The following is a 16,177-nucleotide window of genomic DNA, read 5'->3' as shown; positions in this document are numbered from 1 at the left end:
TCCCTCATGCCTGAAAGTTTTTAATTTCAACGTTAATAATTATACTTTTATCGACAAACTTTGTCAACAAATATATTAAATCCATTTATTTCCTCAAGGCTCTCATAGAGTTTAATACAGCTATTAAAGTAACCCCTACATCTGCAAATACTCCTTCCCACATGTTTGCTATTCCAATAGCTGCTGGAATTAATACTGCAATTTTAACACCAAGTGAAAAAATTATATTTTGCCATAAAATTCTATTTGTCTTTCTTCCTATCTCTATAGCATCAACCAATGATGATGGGTTATCTCTCATTAGCACTACATCTGCCGCTTCAATAGCAGCATCAGATCCAATGCCTCCCATAGCTACCCCAACATCTGCTCTTGCTAGAACTGGGGCATCATTAATACCATCACCTACAAAAGCTAATTTCCCCTTTTCAGACTTTTCCTTTAATAGCTTTTCCACCATAACAACTTTATCTGTTGGTAGTAATTCAGCATATACTTCATCTAATCCTAATTCTTCTGCAATTTTTTCTGCCACCTTCTTATTATCACCAGTTAACATTACACATTTCTTAACGCCAATCTTTTTCAACATTTCTATAGCTTCTTTAGAATCTTCTTTTACCTCGTCAGCTATTAAAATGCTACCTTTATATTCACCCTCAACAACTACATGAACCACTGTTCCAATCTCTTCACTATTATTATATTTGATTCCATTAGAATTCATAAGTTTGTAGTTTCCTAATAAAACTTCTTTATTATCTATATTAACCTTAATACCATTTCCTGAAATTTCTTCATAATTAGATATTATTGATTTGTCTACTTCATTTCCATAGGCTTTCAATATAGATTGTGCAATAGGATGATTAGAAAAACTTTCTCCTGTTGCTGCTATTCTCAATAACTCAGATTCCTCTATATTATTTGTATTAATCTTTACAACCTTAAATACACCCTTTGTAAGAGTTCCTGTTTTATCAAATACAACTGTTTCCACATCTTTTAAAGCTTCAAGATAGTTTCCACCTTTTATTAAAACTCCATTTTTAGAGGCTCCACCTATTCCAGCAAATAACCCTAAAGGAATAGAAACAACTAACGCACACGGACAAGATACTACTAAAAATATTAATGCTCTATATACCCAATCCGAGAATAATGCTCCCTCAACTACTAGAGGTGGTATCATAGCTAATGCAACTGCTGATAGTACTACTACTGGAGTATAATATCTAGCAAACTTTGTTATAAACTTTTCTGTTTGAGCTTTCTTGCTACTTGCATTTTGTACTAATTCTAAAATTCTAGATACAGTTGATTCTCCAAATTCTTTTGTTACTTTTACTCTTATTACACCAGTTAAATTAATAACTCCTGCTAATATTTCATCATTTAATTCAATATTTCTTGGTAATGATTCACCAGTTAAAGCTGATGTATCTAAAGAGGAATTTCCTTCAATAACAATACCATCTAAAGGAACTCTCTCACCTGGTTTAATTACTATAATATCATCTATTTTAATTTCACTAGGATCTACCTTTTTCTCTTCTCCATCTGTAATTAAGTTTGCATAATCTGCTCTAATATCCATAAGAGAAGATATTGATTTTCTTGACCTATTAACTGCATAGCTTTGGAATAGTTCTCCTATTTCGTAGAAAATCATTACTGCTACACCTTCTGGATGGTTCCCTATAGCAAAAGCTCCTAAAGTTGCAACTGTCATTAAGAAATTTTCATCAAATACTTGCCCTCTAAATATATTTCTAATGGCACTTAATACAACTTTACCTCCTACTAATACATAACTTAATGCGTATATATATGGAACATAACTTTTTTCTTCTCCAATAAATATAGCAATAGCAAATAATATAAATCCTATTGCTAAGGATACTTTATCTCTTAAAGAAATACCTTCACTATGATCATGGTCATGGCTTTCTTCATGTTTCTCCTCAATGTCATGTGCATGTCCACTACAACATTCACTAGTACATACATTTTTCTTTTCTTTTATATTATTATTATATTTTGATACTATAACATCAGGTTCAAGCTTACTTACTATAGTCTTTATTTCTTCTTCGACTCTATTTACATCACTATTTTCCTTTAAGCTTACTATTAATAAACTTAGTGAAAAGTTCAAAACAGCTTCTTCTACACTTTCTAATTTGTTTACCTTATTCTCTATCTTATTTGCACAGTTAGCGCAATCTAGTCCTTTTAAATATAATTTTATTTCATTTGTCATAATACCCTCCTATTTGCTATTCAGTTATGTGTCTTAAACCTTCATCAAAAATATGCTTAATATGTTCATCATCTAATGAATAGTATACAATTTTACCTTCTCTTCTATACCTTACTAACCTTGCACTTTTTAAAGTTCTAAGCTGATGTGAAATCGCTGATTGTGAAACTCCTAATAAAGCTGATAAATCACACACACACATTTCAGCCTCAAATAAGGCACAAATTATTTTTATCCTTGTAGAATCACCAAATACCTTAAAAAACTCTGCTAAATCATATAAAGTTTCCTCTTTAGGTAGCTTGTCTTTTACTTCTACAACAATATCACCATGAATTATATTATAGCTACATTTTTCTAAATTATCATTTTCCATTTTCATCCCTCCAAACGTATGAGCATTTGTTCATATGTTAATTTTATTATATGAATCCAGAGTATATTTGTCAACATTTTTTGATTTATTTTCCTCATCGCCACTAAGATAATAAAAAACATAGTCGTTACATTCTGTAACGACTATGTTTTATAGAAACCTATGGTACTCTTCATTTTTACTTAAATTATTTAATAAATGTTTTATTTCTTGATCCCGAGCCCTATCCATAACTAATATAACATCCCCTGCATCTACTACAACTAAATCTTTTACCCCTAACCCAATAATTAAATTTTTTTCTCCAAATATTGAACAATTCTCGCACTCTTCAAGATAAACATTTTTAGAAACATTATTATTCCTATAACTCACCAAAAATCTGCTTAATGCTGAAAAACTCCCTATATCATCCCACGGAAAATCACATCTAATTACATATGCCTTCCTAGTTTTTTGCATTACTCCAAAATCTATTGAAATACCATCTATTAATTCATATTGTTCCTTTATAACCTCTTCCTCATCCTCTTCTCCAACATGCTTATATATTTCCATTAGAGCTTTATGCATCTTAGGCAAATACTTTTCAATTTCTCTTAATATTACATCAGCTCTAAAAACAAACATTCCAGAATTCCAAAGATAGGTTTCCTTAACTAAAAAGTCTTTAGCAACTTCTACATTTGGTTTTTCTGTAAATCTAGCTACTTTATAAGTGGCAATATTCCCACTAATTCTTTCTCCCATTTCAATATATCCATACCCCGTTTCTGGTCTAGTTGGCTCTATCCCTAAAGTAACTATTCCTCTTCTTCTATTAGCTAGTTCTACAGCTTGATTCAATGTTTCTACATAATTCTTTTCATTCTCAATATAATGATCTGACGGAAGAACAACCATAACTGCATCTCCATCTTTCTTTAAAAGCTTAACAGCTGAAAGACCTATACACGTAGCAGTTTCTTTATTACTTGGTTCAGTAAAAATATTTTCTTCTTTAATATCACTTAACTCGTTCCTTATTTTATCCTCATAGTCTCTATTAGTTACTACATAAATATTCTCTCTACTTATTAAAGGTACAATCCTATCAACAGTATTAACTAAGAAACTATTATCGTTAATTAGTTTTAAAAACTGCTTTGGTTGATCGGCTCTTGATAGGGGATATAGCCTACTTCCCTTGCCTCCAGCTAAAATCAGCCCGTATATCACAACTTTTCAACTCCATGTAATGTTATATTATAGTATATGAACTATTTATCACTTTGTGTATTTAATAATTTTTCCATTTTCAATTTAGATTCTTGACTTTTTTACATTTACAATTTATCATAAAAATATAATTAAATATAAATTTCTTTTATTAAGAGGGAGTAGTTTAAAATATAGCATCAACAATCGCGGTTATTTAAACCTGGTGTTATATGCCTAATAATCAAGGTTACCAGACTTTTAATATAATTTTCGCAATGCGTAAATTATATTAGGGGTCTTTTTTTATTACTCAAAAAAGGAGAGAAGATATTATGGACAAGTTTTTTTCAAAATCATCCAAGGATGTTTTAAACCACTTTAATGTGACTAAAGAAGGTTTATCTACTGAACAAGTAAATAAATCAAAAGAGGAAAATGGATTTAATGAATTAACAGAAAAAAAGAAAAAGAGTGTATTAGTTGTTTTCTTAGAGCAATTTAAAGATCTTTTAGTAGGAATATTAATAGTAGCTGCCCTTATCTCTATGGCTACAGGAGATGTTGAAAGCACCCTTGTAATTTTTGCTGTTATTATTATGAATGCTATTTTAGGTACAGTACAAAATGTAAAGGCAGAGCAATCTCTTAATAGCTTAAAAGCACTTTCTTCACCTAATGCTAAGGTTATAAGAAATGGTGTAAAGGTAGAGATACCTTCAAGGGAAGTTGTTCCTGGAGACATAGTTGTATTAGAAGCTGGAGACCTAGTTGTTGCAGATGGTAGAATAATTGAAAGCTTCTCATTACAAGTAAATGAAAGTGCACTTACTGGCGAATCTGAAAGTGTTAATAAATTTGAAGAGGTAATTGATAGCGAAGAAGTTGCACTTGGTGATCAAAAGAATATGGTATTCTCAAGTTCACTAGTTACTTATGGACGTGCTCTTATTGTAGTAACAAATACAGGTATGACAACCGAACTTGGAAAAATAGCTACTTTAATGGAGCAAACTAAAGAAAAGAAGACTCCCCTTCAAATAACTTTAGATGATTTCAGTAAAAAGCTTGCTACAATCATCTTAATAATTTGTATTATTGTATTTGGTTTAAGCGTATATAGACAAACCGAAATATTAGATGCATTAATGTTTGCTGTTGCCCTTGCTGTTGCTGCTATTCCTGAAGCCTTAAGTTCTATTGTAACAATTGTACTAGCTTTAGGTACTCAAAAAATGGCTAAAGAAAATGCAATTATTAAAAATATTAAATCTGTAGAAGGACTTGGTTGTGTATCTATCATCTGTTCAGATAAGACAGGTACATTAACTCAAAATAAAATGACTACAAAACAGATTTTTGTCGATAATAGTTTAATTGAATCAGAAGATATAAAGTTCAATGATAACCTAGTTCAAAAAGATTTAATGAGAGCTGCAATTCTTTGTAATGACTCTACTTCTGTAGATGGAAAAGAAATAGGTGATCCTACTGAAGTTGCTCTTGTTAACTTAGGACATGTTCATTCATTAAACGAGCAGGATGTAAGAGATGAATTTAAGAGATTAAAAGAAATTCCTTTTGATTCAGATAGAAAACTAATGAGTACATTGCACTACATAGATAATAAATATGTTATGTATACAAAAGGTGCATTAGATGTTCTTCTTGATAGAACTACTCATATAAGAACTTCTGAAGGTGTTAAAGAAATAACTCAAGCTGATAAAGATAGAATTTTAAATACAAACCAATACTTATCAGAAAATGGCCTTAGAGTTCTTTCTTTTGCTTATAAGGAATTAGATTCTGAAAAAGAATTGAGTTTAGATGATGAAAACAACTATACTTTCTTAGGATTAATTTCAATGATAGATCCTCCAAGAGTTGAGTCTGCTGAAGCTGTTAAGGATTGTATCATGGCAGGTATCAAACCTATTATGATAACTGGTGACCACAAAATCACTGCTTCTGCTATTGCTAAACAAATTGGTATTCTTCAAGAAGGTGATATGGCTGTAACAGGCCTTGAGCTTGATAAAATGTCTGATGAGGAATTAAACAAAAAACTTTCTCATATATCTGTTTATGCTAGAGTTTCACCCGAAAACAAAATTCGTATAGTAGACGCATGGCAAAACAAAGGAAAAATTGTTGCTATGACAGGTGATGGTGTTAATGATGCTCCTGCTTTAAAACAAGCTGATATTGGTATTGCAATGGGGATAACAGGAACTGAAGTTTCTAAAGATGCTGCTTCAATGATCCTTACTGATGACAATTTTGCTACAATAGTTAAGTCTATTACCAATGGTAGAAATGTTTATAGAAACATAAAGAACTCTATTAAGTTCTTACTATCTGGTAATATGTCCGGTATAATAGCTGTTTTATATGCTTCAATCATGAATTTATCAGTACCTTTTGCTCCAGTTCATCTATTATTTATAAATCTATTAACTGACTCACTTCCTGCTATTGCAATAGGAATGGAGAAATCAAGTAAAGATTTACTAAAAGATAAGCCTAGAGATAGTAAAGAATCTATCTTAACAAAAGACTTTATGATAGAAATAGCATTTGAAGGTTTATTAATTGCAATATTTACTATAATTGCTTTCCACATTGGTTTATCTACTGGAAACAAAGAAATCGCAAGCACAATGGCATTCTCTACTTTATGTCTAGCTAGATTATTCCATGGATTTAACTGTAGAGGTAAGAAATCTGTATTTAGTCTTGGAGTATTCTCTAACAAATTTAGCTGGTATGCATTTGGAACTGGATTAGTATTCTTAAATGCAGTACTATTTATACCACCACTACAAAACTTATTCCAAGTTGCTAGCTTAAGTAGTTCATTGGTTTTAGCCATATACTTATTAGCTTTCTTCCCAACACTTGTAATTCAAGTGTACAAGGTATTTGCTAAAGATAGTGATAGAGCAGAAGAAAAAAATGCAGAAAAAAATTTAAGTATTTAATACAAAAGTAGCTGTTGATTAATTCAACAGCTACTTTTTCCATTCTTACCTCTTTATCTTCTTACCTTAATTATATTCTTATATCCAACATATGTAGTCAAGAAGTATCCACCATAAACCACTATAATTATTATTGCAGTAATTATAGCTGATACTAAAATACTTGACGCCCCAAACATAGATATTACTTTACTAGCTATTATAATTCCTACTATAGAGTGAATTATAGCAATCGTGAGAGGCATCATAAAATATATAAATACTTGTGAAAACACTGCTTTATTAATATTATTACTTGATGTTCCTATCTTCTTTAACACTTCATATCTTTCTATATTATCACTTGCTTCTGATAATTGTTGAAGTGCTAATATTGCTGCACTTGATATTAAAAATATTACTCCTAGATATATACCTATATACATTACTGTAACTGACATTCCAACGCTTGCATCATAAGCCATATCTCTAGTTTCCCCTAAAATAAATCCATATTCATCATAGCCATATTTTCTTGTTGTAAATCCTGTAAATACATCATATATTTCATTCTCTATCTTCTCAGACTTCTCCTTATAATTACCACTTAAATAAGTAGTACTTATCTCCATATCCTTTACTACTTCATCAGGTAATACAGCTACCATAAACTTCGTGGCTAATGCACTTGTTTCTAAATTATCTTTCAAAGCTTTTTTATTTATAATCCTATAATCGTTGTTACCAATTCTCATTGTTTTATTATTTTCTATAAACTTATTCACAGCCTTATCATAATCATTCACATTTGATATTAGAATAACTTCATCTTTTTGTGGATTAAATGTACTTTCTCCAGCCATTGCTCTTAACTTATTATAATCTGATATTGCAATACAATCTAAATTCTTATCATAAGAATCCAAATTCTTTTTAACTTTATCATTTCCATAGTTATATATATACTTCTTAATTCCTTCGTTACTTGTATACAAGTTATATGAAAAATATTCTCTAAAAGCATTATTATAATCAAGTCCTATTTTATCTAAAGATTTTGATATATTCGCAATTTCCTCATCCCCTGTTGAAAATGAATAGAAAGTCACATCATAGGGAGTGTTATTTTTTAAAGTTGTTTGTAAGGAATTCTTAAAACTTACCCCTGTAGATAAGAGAGTAATTGTTAAAAATAACATTAAAGAAATAACTGACATAGAAATATATGTAGTATTAACCTTACTATTTATCTGCCTTAGAACAAACATATTTAAATTCTTCAGATAAAATTTTTCACTTTTTTCTAATGCATTAATTAAGAAACCAGATAAAGATAAAAACAATAACACTGTCCCTACTATGCCTAAGATAACAGAAATTTGAACATAGCTAATTCCATTATCAAATCCAAATTTTAAAATTATAAAATAGGCTACTCCTATTAAAATTATTGATAATAGAAATAATAAAAAAGATACTTTTGTACTCTTTATTTTTATGCTTTCATTTTTTCTTCCTGCTCTTAATAAATCTATTAACTTATATTTAGAAATTACCAAAGTATTAAATATCATAACAAGTATAAATATCAGCCCAAAATATAAGGATGTTTTTATAGCTGCGTTAGTAGAAAATACAAAATTGAACTTTGATACATTCACTTCAAATAGTTTTGATGTAAATAAAGATAATCCTTGAGATACCACTACACCTGCCATAAGACCTAACCCAAGTGATAAGAGTCCAATTAAAAAGGTTTCTTTTATTAATAGATAGGATATCTTTCTTTTCCCCATACCTAAGGTCATATATAACCCTATTTCTTTCTTTCTTCTTTTTATTAAAAAATTATTTGCATATATTATTAAAAATCCTAATATAATTGACACAAACACTGATGTCATAGAAATTATTTTAGAAAGCATTTGTATTATTTCAGCTTTACTGTTTGTAACATCCATCATTGCCTTTTGTGATGATATAGAATTAAAAGAATAAAATATACATACAGCAAAAGTTAACGTTAAGAAATATATTGCATAATCCTTAAAACTTCTTTTGACATTTCTAACTGACATTTTAGAATACATTATTTGTGTCACCTCCAAGTAAGGTTACAACCTCAATAATCCTATTAAAAAACTCTTTTCTAGAATCATTTCCTCTAATTAGTTCATTAAATACTCTTCCATCTTTTATAAATAGAATTCTATGGGCATAGCTTGCCGTAAAAGCATCATGTGTAACCATAAGTATTGTAGCATTCATTTCCTCATTTAACTTTTCAAAGGAATCTAATAATAATCTTGACGCTTTAGAATCCAAAGCTCCAGTAGGTTCGTCAGCTAATATTAAAGATGGATTAGTAATTATAGCTCTAGCTGCTGCAACTCTTTGCTTTTGTCCACCCGACATTTCATATGGAAACTTACTTAAAACCTCTTCAATATCTAACTTTCTAGCAACTTCTAAAACTCTATCTCTTATATTTTTAGCTTTTTTCCCCTCTTGAATAGTTAATGCTAATGCAATATTCTCAAAAGCAGTTAAAGTATCTAAAAGATTAAAATCTTGAAATATAAAACCTAATTCTTCTCTTCTAAACTTTTCTATACTTTTAGACTTTAACTTAGTTATTTCCTTACCATTTATTTTAATATTTCCTGTTGTTATATTATCAACAGTAGAAATACAATTTAGCAATGTAGTTTTACCACTTCCTGAGGGTCCCATTATTCCAACAAATTCACCCTCTTCTACATTAAAACTAATGTTATTAATAGCTTTTGTAACATTTCCTTTATTTCCATAATATTTTTCTATATCTTTAACTTGTAAAATCTCTTTCATTTTAGTTCCTCCATCTATCATCTTTAAGCATATTTTATAATTATTTTATCTTTTGTAGTATTGATTAACATTACTCTTACCTTTCATTTTTGAAAGATAAGAAAAAGAAGCTACTTAAATAGCTCCTTCTTATTCAACGGAAATATTATATCTACATTGGTCCATTTATCCTTTTCTGATGTCACTTCTATCCCTATAGATAGCTTTTCACAAAGACTTTTACATATATACAGACCCATACCTGTAGATTTACCATAGACTCTTCCATTTTCTCCTGTAAATCCTTTATCAAATATTCTTTTTATATCTTTTTCTGAAATTCCTACACCATTATCTTTTATCGATAAAATCACTTTTGTATCTTTTGAAATAGATTTTATCTCTATCCTAGGATCATTTTTATCACAGTATTTTATAGAATTAATTAATATTTGATTTATTATAAATTCACACCACTTAGTATCACTAAATACATTTTCATTAACTTCACTTAACTCTAGCTTAATATTTTTATTAATAAAATCTTTGTAGTTTTTTCCTATTATCTTTCTAACTAAATCTCCTAATGAAAACTCTTTGATTATATAATCTTTACTGGTATCCTTGCTCCTAGAGTAATATAATACTTGATCCACATACTCTTCTACTTTACTAATTTCTTCTTTTATACTATTTGTTATTTCATTTCTATTATTATCTATTATTAGTTTACTAGATGCTAAAGGTGTTTTCACTTCATGAACCCATGTCTCAATATACTCTCTATACTCTATTTGCTTTCTTTCATATTCTTTTAAAAATTCATGCATATCTCTATTGGTATCAAATAAAATTTCATATAAAATTTCTCCATCAATAAAGTCTGGTTTATGTATTAGCTCTGATAATAAAAACTTTTTATCTAAATCATTTAAAAGCTCTATTGTTGAAGTATAGTATTCTCTCCTTTTCCAATATTCAATTATTAAAAGTGATGTAATTGGCATACTCCAGGCTAAAATTACTATAATTACATATTCACTCTTTATATTTAAAAATAATAAAAATGCCGAAAAAGTTAATAGAAGAAATAAGTTTACTATTAAAAACATTCCTTTATCTCTTAGATATGCTTTCAAACTCATATTAATATATAACCTAATCCTCTCCTAGTTTCTATAACATTCTTCAACCCTATTTCCTCTAACTTCTTTCTTAGCCTAGTTACATTTACCGAAAGAGTATTATCATCTACATATGCTTCTGAAGACCATAAATACTCCATTAGTTCATCTCTTGATACTATCTTTTCCTTATTTAATATTAAATAGTTTAATATTTTCAGTTCATTCTTGGTAAGCTCTGATATATTATTGTTGTAAGATATACTCCCACTAGATAAATTTAGATTAAGTCCATTATGCATTAATAATTGAGATGATGAACTATTAACTCTTCTTAATATAGAACTTATCCTAGCTAATAAGATTTGAGTATTATATGGCTTAGTTATAAAATCATCCGCACCTAGGTTCATACTCATCAACTCATCCATCTCACTATCTCTACTTGTTACAATAATAATAGGTACATCTGACTTACTTCTAATCTCTCTACAAATATAATATCCATCAAAAACAGGTAGATTAATATCTAACAATATTAAATCTGGATTTTCCTCAAAAATGTAATTAATTATATTTTTAAAATCTTTGGGCACTTTAACATCATAGCCGTATTTACTTAAGAACTCTTTCAACTCATTTCTAATCTTCTCTGTATCCTCAACAATAATAATCTTTTGCATTCTTCTTGCTCTCCTTTTATATGTATAGAGAAAGATTATACACCCTTCTCATATAGTTTATCTAAAAAAACTTTTATTTCATCCTCTTCCAAAAAAATTTGTCCTAAGGTCCCATGCTTTAAATCCACTTTTCTTAAAGAGTGAAAATCGGATCCTGCTGTATATATAATTCCTTTTTCTTTAGCCATGCTAATAAAATATTCAGTTTCATTTTCTTTATTCCTATAATATTTAGCTTCAATACCATCAAAATTCAAATTAATTAATTCATTAAAAGCTTCTCTTTTTAATAAGGTTGGATGTGCTAAAACAACAAAAGCTCCATAATGATGTAAAAATTCTACTCCAGCAGAGGTACTTATCTTCCCTCCCTCTGATTTGAAACTTAATTTTCCTTTATGATATATCTGGCACTCTTTAAATTTCCCTTTTTTCATAGAGTTAAGCATCTTTTTAAACTCTTCACCTTCATATCTATTATCTTTAAAATATCCAAGTATATGAACTCTATTTCCTTTGTATCTCGTTGACAATTCAATACCTGGAATAACTTTTACTCCATGAATCTTTCCAACCCTTATTGCTTGTTTATCTCCTGATACAGTATTATGATCTGTTAAAGCAATTATATCAATTTTTCTTTCCTTAGCTAATAAAATAATTTCTCCTGGCTTAAGCTCCCCATCTGACTCAGTTGAATGTATGTGAAAGTCTCCCTTAGTATACATATTACTCCTCATTGAATTAAAGTTATATTATTATTCTATGAACTAAATATTTAACTTCTAATAGAAATTTATTTTATCAACATTAATTTTTCTATCATAAGATAAAATATAGAATATTTATTAAGGAACTTTAAGATGAAAACATTAGTTGCAATTTTTTCTGTTACAATAACAATCGCTTGTTGCTTAACTAGTCTTTACTTAAAAAACAAATTAAAATAAATAATAATATTTTTAAAAGATAAATTATTAATATTATTTTTCTTTTAAAAGAATATATATTCCTAATTCTTAAAATTAAAAGGAGAAAGTGATCCTCACCTTCTCCTAAACAAAATTACTTTTTATTCACAGCTCTTTGTAAATTATCCACCAAATTTATTAGTTATTCACAAGATAACTTTTGATTAGTTCATTTCTTTTTTAGATAACTTTTCTAAATCCCCAATTATAACATTAAGCATATCTAACTTTGCTTTAGCAAAATCATTTTCTGGCAACCATTCTATTCCCATCTCTAAGCATCTTTTAGTTTCATTGTATTCACTTATTAATTTATTTAATTCTTCTCTCATAATACTATCCTCCTACTCAACTGTTACTGACTTGGCTAAATTTCTTGGCTTATCAATATCACAACCTTTTTCCTTTGCTGTATAGTAAGCTAATAATTGCAACGCTACTACAGCCAAAACTGGAGCTACTATATCTGATATTTGGGGAATCCTAATTTCATAATCAAATACCGATTTATCAAGTTCTTCTCCATGGTATCCTAACCCAATTATATTAGCACCTCTTGCTTTTACTTCAACCATATTACTTACCATCTTGTCCTTAAGATCACCTTGAGTAAATAATCCTATTACTTTTGTACCTGGTTCAATTAAAGCTATTGTTCCATGCTTTAATTCCCCACCTGCATAAGCCTCACAATGAATATAAGATATCTCTTTTAGTTTTAGAGATCCTTCTAAAGCTAATGCATAGTCCATACCTCTTCCTAAGAAGAACAAATCTTCTTCTTTAGCTAACAATCTAGCTATATCTTCTATATTCTCTTTTTCCTCTAAAAGTTTTTCAATTCTATCTGGTAATATTAATAAAGCCCTTACAATTTCTTTTTCCTTTGTTTCTTCTAAAATTCCTTTTATCTTTCCAAAGTATAGAGCTAATAAATGCATAACTACAACTTGTGTTGTATATGCCTTAGTAGATGCAACTGCTATTTCTGGTCCTGCCATTGTATAAATTACATCATTTGCTTCTCTCGAAATTGTACTTCCTACTACATTTGTTATTGCTAAAGTCCTTGCCCCTATCCTATTACAGTCTCTTAATGCAGCTAATGTATCTGCAGTTTCTCCTGACTGACTTACTATAATCACTAAAGATTTCTCTGTTACAAGTGGATTTCTATATCTGAATTCAGATGCTATATCTACTTCAACAGGAATCTTTGCCATTCTTTCAATTAATGTTTTTCCCATTAATCCTGCATGATATGCAGTACCACAGGCTACTATAAACACTCTATCTACATTATCCAAATCCTGTTTAGATAATTTAAAGTCATCAAAAAAGACACCATTCTCTATTGATACTCTAGAAGATATAGTGTCCTTAATAGCTTTGGGTTGTTCATGAATTTCTTTTAACATGAATGAATCATATCCACCCTTTTCAGCAGCATCCTCACTCCATGTTACTTTATAAATGTTCTTATCTATTCTTTCTCCATTTGCACTTAAAATAGAAACTCCGTTTCTATCCATAACTACAAATTCATTATCATCTAAAAGATATACATCTCTTGTATACTTAATTACTGCTGGAATATCTGAAGCAATAAAATTTTCTCCATTTCCTAATCCTACAATTAGTGGACTATCTTTTCTTACTGCTATTAGCTTGTCTTGTTCATCTCCACAAACCACTCCTAAAGCGTAACTTCCTTCCAGCTTCTTAGTAGCTTTTACAACAGCCTCAAAAAGATTTCCTTCATAATAATAGTGAATTAAATTTGGAACCACCTCAGTATCAGTTTCAGAAAAGAATTCATACCCTTCTGATATTAACCACTTTCTAAGTTCAAGGTAATTTTCAATAATTCCATTATGAACTACTGCTATATCTCCTTTTGAGCTTTTATGTGGATGAGAGTTTCTATCTGATGGTTCTCCATGAGTAGCCCATCTAGTATGACCAATTCCTATAGTACCTTCTGAACTTTTACTTTTTAAAGCTCCTTCTAGATTTGAAAGTCTTCCCTTCTGCTTAGCAAGAGATATACTTGTCCCATCTAAAACTGCAATACCTGCTGAATCATACCCTCTATACTCAAGTTTTGATAATCCATCTATTAAGAAAGATTTTGCTCCTTTATTTCCTACATATCCAACTATTCCGCACATATTTTTTCTTCCTTCCTTTTGTATCCTATATTTAATTGTCATCTTCTGTTAAGACTTCTCCTAGCAAAATCATAAAAGGGTATAATAATCCTAGGACTCAAAAGCCATAACCTTGAAGGCTTTAACACCAAACTGGATTTGTGCTACGAATTGCTCCATAGTTTTGCCAGTTGTTTACGGTAGTGCGATACCGTGGGGCACCCGCCGAAAAGTTTCGATACTCCCCAACCTCGTCAACTATATAAAATATAGTTCTGGCGCTTTTATTTATCTTTAATTATCTTATTATCTATAAAATCACTTCCATTCATTAATATTTTACACCCTATTGAAATTTTATCATATTTTTAAAGTTTGTCTATAGTAATATTGTATAAAATTGCATTTATTTTTGTGACAATTTAATTTCTTTTAGTTATTTTTATAGATGTCTAGACCTCTATTTAACTATATAACTAGTTTCCATCGTATTTGCCACCAGGTTTATTTAAGAATAATTATTCATTTATATTGTATTATTATTCATTTATTCTTTTGTATATTTCCCAATTCTTTTACTAATCCTAATACTGTTAATAATTTTATTTAGGAGGTATTTATATGCAACTTACACCTGGAGAATTACATAATTTAAGCGAATTAATGATGAGCTGTGTAAACACAATTACAAATATGGCTATGTTTAAGGAAAAAGCTATGGATCCTGAATTAAAGGCTATTTTTGAAAGTCAATTCGCAGCTCATGTTCAAGACTATAATATGAAGGTTAAATTTGTTAAAGAAGCAAATGGTCCCTCTGAAAAACTAAATGTTCCACCATTAAATAAAACACTAGTAGATTTTACAACTTCCCCTATACCACCGGTTCCGGTAACACCTAACACTAGCATTCAACAATTTAATGATAGAGAGATGGCTACAGCATATCTTTTAACTTTAAAAAGAGCAGGCAGAGAGTATGCTTGGAGTGCCATGGAGGCCGGTAATCCTACTTTAAGAGAATTTTTAAAAGATGCTTTTACAATGGCATGTAATCACGCTTATGAAGTTTGGGAGTGGATGGTTAAAAAGGGATTCTATCCATTATCTCCTGCCCCTCAACCTTTAATAGATGCTACTGCTTCATTCTTTAATGAAGTTTCTCAACAATAGCAAAAGCTCAAGGTTAAAACCTTGAGCTTCACTTATTATATAACTAATAACTTATAAATTTACTTTCTGAAAAATCAACTCTTCTTTTTGCTTTCTAGTTAGTCGCTTTATTTCATACTCTCTTTTCATAGCTCCACTTTTATCTTCAAATTCTTCATAATAAACTAATTCTAAGGGACCTCTTCCCTTAGTATACTTAGCTCCCCTTCCACTACAATGGTCCTTAAACCTTTTTTCCAAATTATTAGTCCAACCTGTATATAAAGAATCATCGCCACATTTTAATATATAAACATAATTCATAAACTCACCCTATCTAAAACTTATAAATCAAGTATAAAAGAAAATAAGAAAAATTTAAAGAACCCGTTTATTCTCCAAGTATTTTCACTAAAAAAGAGCAAGACGTTTATTTCACACCTTGCTCTTTGAAATTATATTTAATTCT

General features: G+C 29.5%; 13 protein-coding genes. 2 read left to right on the top strand and 11 right to left on the bottom strand.

Features of this window, described 5'->3' with window-relative positions:
- Positions 1-85: 85 nt before the first annotated feature.
- The 3 genes from DR024_RS05630 to DR024_RS05620 form a co-directional block, all read right to left on the bottom strand.
- Positions 86-2,263: a heavy metal translocating P-type ATPase gene (locus tag DR024_RS05630; protein WP_111918300.1), complete on the bottom strand. Its 2,178-nt coding sequence runs from the start codon at positions 2,261-2,263 to the stop codon at positions 86-88.
- Positions 2,264-2,279: 16 nt separating this feature from the next.
- Positions 2,280-2,639, bottom strand: coding sequence for an ArsR/SmtB family transcription factor (locus DR024_RS05625; RefSeq protein ID WP_111918298.1), 360 nt, complete (start codon positions 2,637-2,639; stop codon positions 2,280-2,282).
- A 150-nt stretch (positions 2,640-2,789) separates the two neighbouring features.
- The gene (locus tag DR024_RS05620) at positions 2,790-3,857 is read right to left on the bottom strand and encodes a mannose-1-phosphate guanylyltransferase (protein WP_027098907.1); all 1,068 of its coding nucleotides are present in this window, start codon (positions 3,855-3,857) and stop codon (positions 2,790-2,792) included.
- 314 nt (positions 3,858-4,171) lie between these two features.
- Between DR024_RS05620 and DR024_RS05615 the strand changes: the two genes are divergently transcribed.
- Positions 4,172-6,820 (top strand): cation-translocating P-type ATPase, encoded by a 2,649-nt coding sequence (locus tag DR024_RS05615; RefSeq protein WP_055185052.1) that lies wholly within the window; start codon positions 4,172-4,174, stop codon positions 6,818-6,820.
- A gap of 53 nt (positions 6,821-6,873) precedes the next feature.
- On the opposite strand, the gene DR024_RS05610 is transcribed toward DR024_RS05615, so the two are convergent.
- The 7 genes from DR024_RS05610 to glmS form a co-directional block, all read right to left on the bottom strand.
- The gene (locus DR024_RS05610) at positions 6,874-8,877 is read right to left on the bottom strand and encodes an FtsX-like permease family protein (protein WP_207654158.1); all 2,004 of its coding nucleotides are present in this window, start codon (positions 8,875-8,877) and stop codon (positions 6,874-6,876) included.
- A gap of 1 nt (position 8,878) precedes the next feature.
- The gene (locus tag DR024_RS05605; RefSeq protein WP_027098904.1) at positions 8,879-9,649 is read right to left on the bottom strand and encodes an ABC transporter ATP-binding protein; all 771 of its coding nucleotides are present in this window, start codon (positions 9,647-9,649) and stop codon (positions 8,879-8,881) included.
- 110 nt (positions 9,650-9,759) lie between these two features.
- A complete protein-coding gene (locus tag DR024_RS05600) occupies positions 9,760-10,773 on the bottom strand; it encodes a sensor histidine kinase (protein WP_111918296.1) in 1,014 nt (337 codons plus the stop codon).
- Positions 10,770-11,435 carry a response regulator transcription factor gene (locus DR024_RS05595; RefSeq protein WP_027098902.1) on the bottom strand — a complete coding sequence of 222 codons (666 nt, stop codon included), beginning with the start codon at positions 11,433-11,435 and terminating at the stop codon, positions 10,770-10,772. The genes DR024_RS05600 and DR024_RS05595 overlap by 4 nt, the downstream gene beginning before the upstream one ends.
- A 35-nt stretch (positions 11,436-11,470) precedes the next feature.
- Entirely contained in the window at positions 11,471-12,163 is a 693-nt protein-coding gene (locus DR024_RS05590) for a PHP domain-containing protein (RefSeq protein WP_055185060.1), read from the bottom strand.
- 407 nt (positions 12,164-12,570) lie between these two features.
- Positions 12,571-12,738 carry a hypothetical protein gene (locus DR024_RS17655; protein ID WP_167539562.1) on the bottom strand — a complete coding sequence of 56 codons (168 nt, stop codon included), beginning with the start codon at positions 12,736-12,738 and terminating at the stop codon, positions 12,571-12,573.
- A 12-nt stretch (positions 12,739-12,750) separates the two neighbouring features.
- Positions 12,751-14,577 (bottom strand): glutamine--fructose-6-phosphate transaminase (isomerizing), encoded by a 1,827-nt coding sequence (glmS, locus tag DR024_RS05585; RefSeq protein WP_027098900.1) that lies wholly within the window; start codon positions 14,575-14,577, stop codon positions 12,751-12,753.
- Positions 14,578-15,177: 600 nt separating this feature from the next.
- On the opposite strand from glmS, the gene DR024_RS05580 reads away from it, so the two are divergent.
- Positions 15,178-15,729, top strand: a complete 552-nt coding sequence (locus tag DR024_RS05580; RefSeq protein ID WP_065254761.1) for a spore coat protein — start codon at positions 15,178-15,180, stop codon at positions 15,727-15,729.
- Positions 15,730-15,780: 51 nt separating this feature from the next.
- On the opposite strand, the gene DR024_RS05575 is transcribed toward DR024_RS05580, so the two are convergent.
- Positions 15,781-16,032, bottom strand: a complete 252-nt coding sequence (locus DR024_RS05575) for a GIY-YIG nuclease family protein (protein ID WP_055185064.1) — start codon at positions 16,030-16,032, stop codon at positions 15,781-15,783.
- Positions 16,033-16,177: the final 145 nt, after the last annotated feature.

The sequence above is a fragment of the Clostridium paraputrificum genome (genome assembly GCF_900447045.1).
Lineage (GTDB): Bacteria > Bacillota > Clostridia > Clostridiales > Clostridiaceae > Clostridium > Clostridium paraputrificum.
Note: the sequence above shows the minus strand (reverse complement) of the source record. Positions and strands in the feature narration are given on the sequence as shown.